This is a genomic window from Psychrilyobacter atlanticus DSM 19335, assembly GCF_000426625.1.
Classification (GTDB): Bacteria; Fusobacteriota; Fusobacteriia; order Fusobacteriales; family Fusobacteriaceae; genus Psychrilyobacter; species Psychrilyobacter atlanticus.
In genome coordinates this window covers 838,813-850,874 of the sequence record NZ_KE384548.1, presented here as the reverse complement: position 1 = coordinate 850,874, position 12,062 = coordinate 838,813, and the positions used below count along the sequence as shown (strand labels likewise).

Here is a 12,062-nt window from a genome sequence, read left to right as displayed (position 1 = left end):
AATCCCTCCTAATTTAGATTAAAGTAAGTTCTTGAGAAGTATCAGCATGGAGCTGTAATAGTCTTACTATTTCAGGGTCTGGTTTAGATACTTTCATACCTAGTTTCTCTCTGGAATCTAATCTAGCCTGTTTATTTTCTAAATCAACTTCAATGGATTTTATTCTATTATTTATACTATCTATCTCCCTTTGTTTATCATAGATCCATGTGTTATTATTCCAGGTATAAAATTCTCCAGGAGAGGGAATATTTTTTATTTCGTCCCCTTCTAAGATCTCACCAATTTCAAGGGCTTTATATTCTTTTTCTATTTGCTCTCTATCATTTAGAAAATACAGAGTAAAGTCAGGTTGAATAGTATATGGTCCTGTTATTTTCCCCTCATATACAAAATGAACTTCCGGATCATAGTCATATGGAAATACTTTTTCATATTCCCCATTGATTCTATTTTCATTCAAAGAAACAGATTTTATATGTTTTTCTTTAGCCTCTTCCCAAGTATTGGCTGCTTCTTTTTTTAATAAGTTATATTTCATTTTCCACCTCTCTTTTTATCTATCAACCAAAACAAATTTAGAATTGTTTTGTAAAAGTAATCTCTGCAATATAATCACTTGAAGTTCCTAATAATCTATTAACTATGTAGTTCCTTCCATCTGTTGTAACCTTATATCCTTGTATGAAATGTACAACTGAACCCATGTCTTGAAAAGACACCTTACAGTTATTTCTTGTGAATCCTGTTGGATAAGGAATACTAATTAACTTTTGAAAATCACTCCCACTCACTTTTACTACTTTTGTTAAATTCTCTATTTGTTCTGTATTATTTTGTATTGCATTCTTGTTTGTATTAGCTAACCCAAGAGCTTCTAAGGCTTTATCATAAGCAATTTTAACCGCTAATGCTGAAGCAACTAATGTTTTACTGGATGAATTTATTAGATGTGATATATCTAAATTCCAACCTGTTTTCTTACTGAATTTAGGTTCTTTTTCATTTGCTAAAGTGTAAGCCTGGTTTGCTTTTGTCTGTGCTGAATTTGCTGAATTTTGAGCAGCATCCGCTTTAGTAACTCCGCTAGTTCCTCTGTCATAGGCAGTTTTTGCTGCTTTACTGGTAGCCAAAGTATTAGAATCATTTGAGTTTACTGCATCACTCTTATTTTTATTGAATCCGCTGTTTTTATTAAAAGCTCCCTCTCCTCCTAGATCGGTAGCTCTTTTATCTCCTTCCATTACTGTTCCGGTAATAGTCCCAAATGATTTATTAAAAGCATCATTCTTATTAAACTTATCTTCCTTAGTTGCGAGACCTTCTACAAGGTCTTTTATGGTAGCATAGACATTACTTTGATCTATAACTGCATTGATAGTTGCTGCACTTGATATATAGGTGATAATATCTTCTACGGATTCTATGATTCCACTGGATTCATTGGGGATTAAGTTAGGTGTATCTGTATTACAGTAAGAATAAAGTATCTCTACTCCATCTTCTCCCCTGGCATAAACTCCTACTTCTCTTAGGTATGTATCATCTATAAAACCTTTATTATTAAAGGATATCCTTATCCTATATCCTCCATTAGGTAGTTTGGATGAACTGGTAATACTTAAAATTTTAAAACTATCTACTAGGGAAGTTAAAGTTTCTTTATCTGTTCCTGGAGAAAGGATCCCTTCTCCTATTTCTACTTTGGTAAAAACTATTACCTCTCCCAAGATCGCTCTAGCTAATAGCTTTTTCCCTTTATTAGTAAGGACTGTTCCTGTATATTTAGCCATTTCTTCCTCCTAAATATTTTTCAAAATCTGAAGCTACATTAGGGTCTAATGGAATAACTTCATAGAGTGATGAATGAAAGATAGTTCCAGAGTAGTTTGTCCCTTCCCATTGGCTGCTGATTATTATTCCATCGAGGGAACTTCTTTCATTTTTAGTCATATTGATTGATTTATATAGTTCTTTTAATTTTTCACTGGTTGGTGAGGTACTCCCAATGATCTTAAAGTGATATGGAGATCCTCCATACTCCTGCCATTCTAAAAGTTCAAAATCACCATGAATATCTTTCATAGTTTTTTCTACTGCATACCTAGTTCCTTTGGTTTTCCTTACGATATATGCTGTTTCTACTAAACTGGCTTTAACTGCTTTAGATAAAGTCTGTTCATACCCCTCAACTCTCCATTGATATGCTAATTCATCTAGGATAGACTCATCCAATACCTTGAAATCCCCATAGAGAAAAAGATTCTTTTCCCTGGTATTAATCAGGACTAGCTCTTCCTGGATAACCTGGATTAATAGTTTTATCTCTTTATCTTCCTGAAGGAAATTAGGGAGGAGTCTCAAAATTGAAATGTCATCTATTTTAATCATCTTCTACTCCTCCATATCTAATGTTTAAACCACTTTCCTTGGCCACTTCAAATGAGTTAACAATTTTAAAAGCTGGAGATACAATATTAACTCTTTTAGCTCCTGCGTTCCTAACTAAGTAGATTAATTCAGTAGGGGTTATGTCTCTTTTAAGAGCTCCTTTTTGCCAGGAAACATATTCACTAACTGCCTTATTAACTTGGTCTTGGATCTCATTTACCAGCCCTATATTTTTACTAGAAATGTAGTAGGTAAAATCTATATCATAATCTATTTGCGTAGGTTTATTTACTATTAGATTATCTGTCAGTGGTCTTTTCTTATCTGCACTACAAATAGTTAATACATCTTGAAGTATACTATCTGTAGGAAGTTCTCCGCCTTTCATTAGAGGAGTTATCCGGACTGTTCCTGGTGTGGTCATTTCTACATTTACATCTATAATCTCCTGGTTAGCAGTTTTTGCCCAATAGATATATCCGTCTCCTGGACCTGCAGTTGAAAATTTACTTGGAGCTGTTCGGATCCTTTCTTTTAGACTGCTGTCTGATTCTATCTCAGCTCCTCCTTGGGATATTTCCATATTTATTACTGATTTAAAAAATGGAAAAGGATCAACTATCTTATTTATTTCTCCTGGAAGATATCCGTTGCCAACTATTCCTTCTTTAGTACAAATAGCAATAACTTCTTTAATAGTTTCTCCTGGCTTAAACTCAAAATATGGTGTTAAAAAATACATGTTATTTCCTGGTGTTACCCTCACTGAATTAACTCCTAAAAGATGTTCCTTTTCTTCCTCTATTTCAAATTTTAAAAGTACACTGGCTTTTTTAGCACTCAACCTCTCTGTGTCTGTAAAGGCTCCCATCTCTGTGGCATAATCTCCCTTTGTATATCGGAGCAAATTCATTTTAAGTCCCTCATTGGTAGTTTCATTTCTGACAAATAAAGAATAAGCAACTGTCTGCAGAAGCCATCTTCTTTCATCTGCTAACCCTAAAGAAACACCGCTTAACTCTTCATACTTTTTAACCATCCTTCCGAGGATCTCTTCTGAACTTTCATTATGTATATTTAAATCATTCAATAATACTCACCTCCATAATGGGCTTTAAAGTTCCCCTTTGATGATCTGTTAGATATGTAACCTTATGAATCTTTAATCTCGGTTCATATTTTTTAAACTGGGTTTGTATATCCATTAAGGCAGCACTCCTATTTAGTGGTGAATCTACTATATCTCCATTTATTCCAATTCCTCTGGCTAGGATAACTTCCCCTATTACTACAGAGAGGATATTCCTTCCATTTTGAAGGATTCTGTCTATTCCGGTAGCTTTTAGATTGACTTTACTTTGTGGCTCTAATGTATAGATCATCTATCCCTCACCTCTATCTATCATCCCTTGATTAAATCCTTGAGAGACACTCTTTTTCTTGGTAGCTTTTTTAGGTTTCACTACAATATCTATATTTTTGTATATCATCTCCAGATACTCTTCTAAAGTAAGGGAAATATCTATCTTTCTTATCTTTCCGCCATTGGTAATATATTCATATCCTGCATCATAGGAAGTAATAACATATTGGCCACTTCCTACAGGGTTATTTCCTAAACTAAAATCTAATGTCTCACCATTATTTTTATACTCATTTAATTTTTTTAGAAGTTCTTGGGGATCTATCCCAAAGTCACTTCTGAAAGTCATCTTAAAAGTAAGAATATCGGATTTTAGATCTATAAATTCCAGAGCAGGTTTCTGCCCTTTCTGGGTATGTTTTCCATAGTTAGCCCCGCTATTTAATTTTAAGTTACTAAAATTTAATATTTTCTTATTCTTCCCATCAAAGGAGACTTCAAAGGGAATATCTCCTAACTTTCCTATCATTGTTATCACCTCGATTTCGTTACTTACATAATATTCCTCATAAATTTGACTTTTTGTAATTTATGATGCAGACTTTAAATAAGAAGACCTTCAGATTTTCTTATTCAAATACCTTTTAAAAGCCTTGACTTGCGAAGTTAAGGCTTTTACTATATAAAAATGCTATTCTGGTACTGTAGTTGGTCTATTTTCTGCATCTTTATGTTTATGGAGGTCTACATCTCCTTTAGGAGTGGTTAATTTGCTTACTCCTACTTCTTCAGCTGTGATATTTTTAGCTGTTGTTATTGCATCTATAGCTAGTGAAGTTCCTGCAATAGAAGTAGCTTTTGAGTTAATAGTTAGATTATCGCTAGTAATCACTATGTTTTTAGAAGATATATTTACGTTATTAGCTCCCTTTATATCTATATCTCCTATACAATCAACTTCTAATAGATGGGTTTCAAAGTTATATTTGACCTTAGTTCCATCAGGAAAGATAATATATTTTATCTTACCGGTATCTTTTGGTAGATTCTTTTCACTTGAATAACTACCTAAAATAAAGCCTGCTCCCTCATTTGAGCCTGGCAAAAAAATACAAACTACATTTTCTTTTAGACTAGGCATTGAATAACTTCTTTCTTTATTCGTATGATCTGTTAGAACTTGTAAAGGTTTAGATATTTTCCCAGGAGTGTCATCAAATTCTACCCTTGCTGTAGTCATCTTATAACTTATAGATGATACCTTTCCAGTCCTTAAAAACCTAAACTCCATTAAAAGTCCAACCTCCTTCTCATATTTAAACCGCAGGTATATTCCCTGGTAATATCATGGGTAACTGAAGTTATTAGATAGACTCCATCATATCTTCCAAAACCTAAAATTTTAGTTGTTAAACCTGCTAAATATTCCGGGTCTCCCATATGAGATATTTTCATTTTTGTTTCATTTTTATTCATATTTCTAAGTATCTTTTTTGCTCGTTCATTTAAAAACTTTTCTTTTTCTTCTTTAGTAGTTCCTGTAACTTTTGTATCTACATTTTTATGGAGGATCTTTCCTGTTTTTACTTTATAGAAAGAACTCATAGGAGCTTCATATTTTCCTTTTAGGAGTTCTCCCAAGACCGGATCATAGAATGTAAGTTCACATCCATCATAGACCTCTAGATCGTCACATTGAAGGTCATAGCTCATTAGATCTGATTTATTAAAAGTAACTACGGTTTCTTTGTCTTCATATGTCTTTTCATCAAAAAGAATGATTTTATCCATAGTTATCTTCAAGGCCATCCCTTGTTCTTTTGATAATCTCGCTAGTAGACTAGCATCTGACTCTTTTAGTTGATTCACCTTGTCAAAGGTAAATTCTTTAGAGCAGTCATAGAATAGATCCATGGAATAAATATTTGATATCTCTTGAGCAATCTCTCTTAAAGATACATTCTCCCAAGTATTGTCTTTTTTTACTCCTTTTAGATCTTTAGTTATATCTATAGAAGTTCCTGAGATATGCATAGTGTCTGGTGTCCCTGAAAAAGAAAGGTCATCTATGGTAAAAGTTCCACATTTTAAGATCCTGTTATCTCCTTCATTTCTCCAATTAATTACTCCTAATTCGACTTTGAGCTTATCTCCTTTTAAGATAGCCCATTCTTTTATCCATTTATCCCCTGTGAGGCTGAGGGTCACACTATCACCTTTATCTAGGTTATCTGTGTATGAGAACCCTTGAATATATGAAGATATGTCTCCTGTGATATCCTTACCTTCATAAGTAACGATTATATAGGTTCTCCTGGATATCATGGCTGCCTCCAAGGTGGAAGGATTAAGTTTCTAGTATTAGGGATATCTGGACATATCAACTCTATCCCACCACTGAAGATGGCTATATTCATATATCTTGGGTTAGCTCTTATTAATGATTTAGAGAATTTATCTTCTCCATATACTTTGAAACTAATATTATCCCAGGTATCTCCCTGGATAGTTTTGTATATATCCACTTCTCTAATCAAAACTTAGCCTCCTCTCTAATTTAGTTTCTTCAGCAATTGTATCTTTAACAATTTTCTTGATTATTTGTGCTAGATCCTCACTTGATTTTTTTAGGATCTCACTGATATTATTTACATTACCTTGGATAGTAGGATTAAAATCTACCTTAATCTCTATCTTTTTATCGGTAGAATTATTAACTAATTTCTTCTCAACTTTGGAAGTTAAGGATGGGATCCCATCTCCAGCAAACATTCCTAACTTAGCTCCTGCGTGATACCAAAGGCTTTTTGATTGTCTGGTTCCATCATGAGGAACTATAGTTTCTGGGGCATCTCCTACTATGGCTAAATGAGGGGTAGTGACTGTTCCTCCTGTAGCATATTTAGGAATATTGGGGTTTAATCTTGGTTTACCGTTTAAACTGTATTGAGAATTAACTTTTTTGCTAAAAGTAACTTGATTTTCTTCTCCTTTTTCACCTTTAAATTTCTTATACCAAGTATATATTCTTTTAATACCCTTTAAAAACATTCCTAAAGGACTGTACTCAAATACTTTAAATATTGGGGATTTTTCAAATACATCCCATAACTCTAAAGTTTTATCTTTCATCTTTCCTATATTGGTTTTAAATCCATTCCATAGTTCTATAGTTTTAGATTCGATCTTATCGAAGTTCTTATAGATTAAATATCCACCTGCTGCAACTGCAGCTAAAATTAAAAGGATCGGATTAGACATTAGTGCAGTAAAAGCTGTACCCAGAGCACCTACTCCAAAAGTAGCTGCTCCAATAGCTAAATTTACTCCTACAAATCCTGTTGCTGTTAGAGTTAGAAACTCTGTTAGTCCTGGGAATTTTTGTGAAAATCCTGTAATTATCTGTGAGCCTTTAGTAAATAATTTAGTCAGAACTTTTAAAGGGGGAAGTAAGAAATTAGTAAAAGCCAGACCTAGATTAAGTAGTGATTTTCCTAATATTTTCAATTGAGCTGAAGCAGTGCCATTCACATTGTTAAATTCATTATTAACACTATTAGCCACTTTTTTCTTATCATTTATAAGATCCAAGTTATTCTGCAATTTCCCTAACTGATTGGTTAAAGGCAGGAGTGCTCCCACTGCTTCTTCACCAAATAGCATGGTTCCTATAGACATTCGTTTACTCTTATCTACATTTTCAAATGCTCCTAGAACCTTCTTTATAGTTCCCATAGAATCTTTTTGCATATCTCTTGCAATCTGTCCTGAGTCAAATCCTAGTGCCTTAAATGCTTCTTTTCTACTTTTACTGGCTGATTCTCCACTACTCATAGTGGAATATAGTTTTCTTAGTGCAGTACTGGCAGTACTTGCATCTTTAACACCAAAATCAATAAGACTTGCGCCTAAAGCAGCGGTTTCCGATACTGTAACATTAGCCATTTTTCCTAAAGGTCCCATGGCTGTTACAATATCACTTACTTGAGCGGGAGTAACTTTAATATTATCTCCCAATGTATTTATCTGATCTGCTAATCCCATGACTTCTGTTTGAGTCATCTTAAGGGAAGTTCTCCAGGTAGCAAGATTCCCGCCGGCTTTATCTGCATCAACACCAAAAGCAACGGCTACCTTTGCAGTATCAGCGGTAAATTTAGCCAGTTCTTTTTGCTCTATACCAGCTTGACCTGCAGCTGCAGCTATTTCATATATCTCAGTGTTCATCAAAGGAATATCCTTTGTTGTCTGCAATAGTTCTTTTCTAAATTTTTGGATCTCTTTAGGATCACTGATACTTAATTGTTTTTTCACATCTGCAAATGCAGCTTCATCATCTATAGCTAATTTAACTCCTACTCCGATCATGAGAGCAGGAGGGATCATTTTCTTCATTCTTTTTTGGCCATTCTCTTTATGGCTTTTAAATCGCTTCTGACTTTTTCTCATTTTTTCCTGGATCTTAAGATTTCTCTGCATCTTGTCTCCAAGTTCTTTTTCACCTTTAGATAGCATCCATACCCTTGATTTAGCTTTAGATAATTCATTACTATATCTTTCTGTTGATTCTTTTGATTTAACCAGATTCTTATCTAATTGTTTCTGTGTTTGTAATGCTTTTTTAAATTCAATAGTTGCGGCTTTACTGGCTTTTCCCGATCCATTAACCTGAATCTTTAATTGCTCAATCTTATCTGCTAAAATTTCTGATTCCTTGCTATTTTTTTGAAATTGAGAACGACTTTTAATGAATTGATTTTCTAGTTTAGAGCTTTCCTGTTTGGCTTTTCCTAAAGCTTTACTCCTTGTTTTCATCTGCTTCATTTCCAAGCCTAATTTTTCTAGTTCCTTACTAGCCTTACTAAAACTCTTCTTTACTGATGGATTAAGGGTTCCACCTATCTTAATAATAAAATCTCTATTCATCAGGTATCGCCTCCATCCATTTAACGAAATCTCTCAGTTTTAAATCACTAAAAAATTCTATTCCTGTTTTAGTAACTTGACCGATTTTTATCATCATAGTTCTTAGTTTTAAAAGCTTCTCAGTGCTGTTTAAATCTAAGCTAATAAGAAACCCTTTACCACTTCTGCTAAGATATCAAAATCAGAATGTTTTAATTCTAAGATTGCTTCATATGGAAGGTCTGCTGCAGCTGCTCCTACTGCAGCTTGATATGCCTGTCCGAATTTAATCTCTGAACTAGGACTGTAATATTTACCCTGAGAGACTACCTCTGCTTCGCATAACTTTGCTCCAGTCAAAGAATTAAAATCCATCTTAACTTCTTTGATCTCCACATCATTAAATTTAATAGGATGTTTTAAATTAATAGTAGTTACTCCACCGACTACAGTTACATAGTCTTTTTTCTTTTTATCTTCTGCTAATTTAAGTTCTTCATTTTCTTTCATTAATTTCTCCTTTTTTACTTGACTTTCAGTATTTTTCAAGGTAATTATACTAATGTATTAATATAAAACCACAGTAAATATTAATACCGTTATTTATTTCTTGAAAAGAGTTCTTGTTGACTATACAAGAACTCTTTTGCCTTTATAGGAAGTCATCATCGTCTAGATAATTAATTCCATCTACTGCAAATATATTATTTAATTTATCGATATGAAGAGTTGGAATCTCATCTACAAATATTCTTATACTAATTACTTCAAATTCTGCTTCTGTATCCATAGCTTTAGCTGTTTCTGCTTTCCCTAAATTCTTACTCTTAGGCATTACTTTAGCCATGATCCTTATAGTTCTTTCTTTAACTCTACCTATTGCACTTCCAGGATCAGCCATTTGAATTTTACCTCTAAAAGCTAATTGGTGGATGATAGGCGCAACGAGTGTTGTGAATTGACTGTTAACTGCTCTTTTCTTGATCTTCATAGTCATTGATTTAGTTAGTCCTGCAATAGGAACTTCTAACTCTCCTCCTATTCCTGATCCTGTAACTGTATCGGTCATAAATTGAATATTAGGCAGTTCTACATCTACAGTTCCTACTTCTAATAATGCATTTATATATAGAGTAAATCCCTTTAGGGATATTGGAAATCCATTCATTACTTACCACCTCCAAATAGTTTCTTTAAGTATTCTGTATCATACTCTAGAGCTGATTCGATCTTTTCTGCTACTCCTACTGGAGTCATATATCTTTTGAAGTTATACTTCCCATCCATTAACTTAGTAGTAGGATTATCCTGTTTATTAAACTCAATCCTTCCACCTAATATAGCTCCTGTAGTGACTAGACCATTGTAGTAGTCGTTATAGCTGTCTACTATCTTATCCATGAGCTTATTGTTAGCCGGCTTATCTACATCTAACCAGTAAGTCAAAGTAAAGTTGTTGTTATCCCAGATAAACATTCTCTTACAAGAAATAGTATTATCTTTGATATCTGTGTTAGATGGGTAACATCCGGTTCTATTCCCCCATAGTCTCCAACCATTATTAAAGTTAATAGAAGTTGCTACTCCATTATCATTTAGATAATCTGCCTGGGTTAATAGGAGATCGACCTCTGTTTTATTCTTTAGGCATATCCCTGTAATATTAAGAGGCTTATTGGAAGGTGATTCATATGGAATATCTCCGTTTTTGGTATCTACTGCGTAAATAGAAGCTGCTACTAGAGTAGAGATGTGATAAAGAGTTTTATCGATTAAAGCCATTGGCCAAAAGTTATACAAATTCTCATGGATATAACTATTATCGTTTTTCCATGCAGGAACTTTGTTATACTTATCGATAGTAGTTGCATCTATATCAGCTAATGCTATTCCAGTAAAAACTTCATTTATACTTTTCATAGCAGATACTAGGGATGTCATAACCTTACTTTTATCTGTCCATCCAGGAGCTAATCCGATATTAGGAACCTTATTAAATTTAGGAAATACCTGATTTATTAAAGCTATTCCTTCAGTTTTAAGAGTAGTTGTATCAATACCTCCAATAATATCTGTTTCAGTTACTAAGCTAGGCTTTAGTTTATCGTAGCTTACTTTCCCTGTGTTTAGAGTTTCTGCTAATGTTTCATCTATAACTATGATACTTACAGAACCATCCTCATTGAATACTGCTGTGTATTTATCTTTAGGAACTGGACTATCATCAGATTGTTTTAAAGATAGACTAGGTAACAGGATTCCTTTGTCTGCTATAATTCCTTTTTTCTTAGTAAATGTGATAGCTCCATCACTGACAGCTTCCTTGTGAGTAGCAGGATCTAAAACATTTATAAAGACTACCGGTCCTACTTTGAATAGCCTGAAGAATACATCTATAGCTTCACAAAGGGTATAACTGGCCCATTCATCTGAATATCCAAAAGCTTCTATTGCTTCTCTTTCTGAATAGCAAAGAACGGGGGTATTTATCTTAGGTGACTTTGCTAGATTTACTGGTGCAGTTCCTATAATTACTGCGCAATTACCACTTTCTATTACACTTGCTATAGAGGTAGAAGATTCACTTGTTTTTACTCCATGATTTATAGATCCCATTATTTCATTACCTCCTCTAATGCTTTATTAAAAAGGATGTTTGTTATAGTTCCTGGTTGATCTATTTCATTTAATGATTCTACATATTGATCTTCAGAAACAAATAGAGAAGCTATAGATGGATATTTTTCTTTTAATTTTTTTACTTCTTCAGGAAGATCTCCCCGAAAGATAGTTCCTTTATCTAAAATCCCTCTTTGTACTCTTGGACCTATATAAAATGTGCTTTCTTTTTTTATCTCTTTTGGTTCTTCTATTTTTTTCTTTTTAGTTACTTTTTTTACTGCCATCATTCCTCCTTACAGATAGTCATCTTGTGGCTGCGTTACTGCTATTTCAAAGGTACATTTAGTTTCACCTAGGTAATGAGGGAATTTAATTTCTCCGTATACCTCATGCTTCATAGATCTCTTTAATATTCCAAACTGAAAGTTTGTATCTTTGAAGAAATCCTCCCTGATTTTATCTATCACTGAGAGTACATCCCAATGACCGGTAGCATGAGTTTGTTTAACTAAATCCTCTTGATTTTCATCTTTTTTACTTAATCCAATAGTTCCATACAAAATATTGATATCTGCGATACCACTTAGTTCTTTATCTTCAATATGGGTAGTTTGGATTAATATATATGGCTCACCTCTTACTGCTGATTTAGGCAATGCACCTGTTTCAACTAGCGGTAAGACAAATTCACCTTTATCATTTATCAACTGAATACCTTTTACTGCTTCAGTTATTCTTCTTTTTATCTCTTGCTCTAGGTTTCTAACTGACATAGGTTTCT

The 12,062-nt window shown here is 33.6% G+C and carries 15 protein-coding genes; all 15 read right to left on the bottom strand.

Going from position 1 to position 12,062, the window contains the following annotated elements; all coding sequences use genetic code 11:
• Positions 1-13: 13 nt before the first annotated feature.
• A complete protein-coding gene (locus K337_RS0115950) occupies positions 14-541 on the bottom strand; it encodes a hypothetical protein (protein WP_028857472.1) in 528 nt (175 codons plus the stop codon).
• Positions 542-578: 37 nt separating this feature from the next.
• Positions 579-1,793, bottom strand: coding sequence for a tail fiber protein (locus tag K337_RS0115945; protein WP_028857471.1), 1,215 nt, complete (start codon positions 1,791-1,793; stop codon positions 579-581).
• Positions 1,786-2,391, bottom strand: coding sequence for a phage tail protein (locus K337_RS0115940; protein ID WP_028857470.1), 606 nt, complete (start codon positions 2,389-2,391; stop codon positions 1,786-1,788). The genes K337_RS0115945 and K337_RS0115940 overlap by 8 nt, the downstream gene beginning before the upstream one ends.
• Complete coding sequence (locus tag K337_RS0115935) at positions 2,384-3,481, bottom strand: baseplate assembly protein (protein WP_051251856.1); 1,098 nt, start codon at positions 3,479-3,481, stop codon at positions 2,384-2,386. The genes K337_RS0115940 and K337_RS0115935 overlap by 8 nt, the downstream gene beginning before the upstream one ends.
• A complete protein-coding gene (locus K337_RS0115930; protein WP_028857468.1) occupies positions 3,474-3,773 on the bottom strand; it encodes a hypothetical protein in 300 nt (99 codons plus the stop codon). Before K337_RS0115930 ends, K337_RS0115935 begins: the two co-directional genes overlap by 8 nt.
• The gene (locus K337_RS0115925; RefSeq protein WP_028857467.1) at positions 3,774-4,283 is read right to left on the bottom strand and encodes a phage tail protein; all 510 of its coding nucleotides are present in this window, start codon (positions 4,281-4,283) and stop codon (positions 3,774-3,776) included. It lies immediately after the preceding gene.
• Between the two features lie 162 nt (positions 4,284-4,445).
• The gene (locus tag K337_RS18835; protein ID WP_051251854.1) at positions 4,446-5,045 is read right to left on the bottom strand and encodes a phage baseplate assembly protein V; all 600 of its coding nucleotides are present in this window, start codon (positions 5,043-5,045) and stop codon (positions 4,446-4,448) included.
• Complete coding sequence (locus tag K337_RS0115915) at positions 5,045-6,079, bottom strand: phage late control D family protein (RefSeq protein WP_028857466.1); 1,035 nt, start codon at positions 6,077-6,079, stop codon at positions 5,045-5,047. Before K337_RS0115915 ends, K337_RS18835 begins: the two co-directional genes overlap by 1 nt.
• A complete protein-coding gene (locus tag K337_RS0115910) occupies positions 6,076-6,291 on the bottom strand; it encodes a tail protein X (protein ID WP_028857465.1) in 216 nt (71 codons plus the stop codon). Before K337_RS0115910 ends, K337_RS0115915 begins: the two co-directional genes overlap by 4 nt.
• Positions 6,284-8,680 (bottom strand): phage tail tape measure protein, encoded by a 2,397-nt coding sequence (locus K337_RS0115905; RefSeq protein WP_028857464.1) that lies wholly within the window; start codon positions 8,678-8,680, stop codon positions 6,284-6,286. The genes K337_RS0115910 and K337_RS0115905 overlap by 8 nt, the downstream gene beginning before the upstream one ends.
• 135 nt (positions 8,681-8,815) lie before the next feature.
• Positions 8,816-9,169 (bottom strand): phage tail assembly protein, encoded by a 354-nt coding sequence (locus K337_RS0115895; protein WP_028857463.1) that lies wholly within the window; start codon positions 9,167-9,169, stop codon positions 8,816-8,818.
• A 142-nt stretch (positions 9,170-9,311) separates the two neighbouring features.
• Complete coding sequence (locus K337_RS0115890) at positions 9,312-9,827, bottom strand: phage major tail tube protein (protein ID WP_028857462.1); 516 nt, start codon at positions 9,825-9,827, stop codon at positions 9,312-9,314.
• The gene (locus K337_RS0115885; protein ID WP_028857461.1) at positions 9,827-11,275 is read right to left on the bottom strand and encodes a phage tail sheath family protein; all 1,449 of its coding nucleotides are present in this window, start codon (positions 11,273-11,275) and stop codon (positions 9,827-9,829) included. Before K337_RS0115885 ends, K337_RS0115890 begins: the two co-directional genes overlap by 1 nt.
• On the bottom strand, positions 11,275-11,565 hold the full coding sequence (locus K337_RS0115880; RefSeq protein WP_028857460.1) for a hypothetical protein: 291 nt from the start codon (positions 11,563-11,565) through the stop codon (positions 11,275-11,277). Before K337_RS0115880 ends, K337_RS0115885 begins: the two co-directional genes overlap by 1 nt.
• Positions 11,566-11,574: 9 nt before the next feature.
• The gene (locus tag K337_RS0115875; RefSeq protein ID WP_028857459.1) at positions 11,575-12,054 is read right to left on the bottom strand and encodes a hypothetical protein; all 480 of its coding nucleotides are present in this window, start codon (positions 12,052-12,054) and stop codon (positions 11,575-11,577) included.
• Positions 12,055-12,062: the final 8 nt, after the last annotated feature.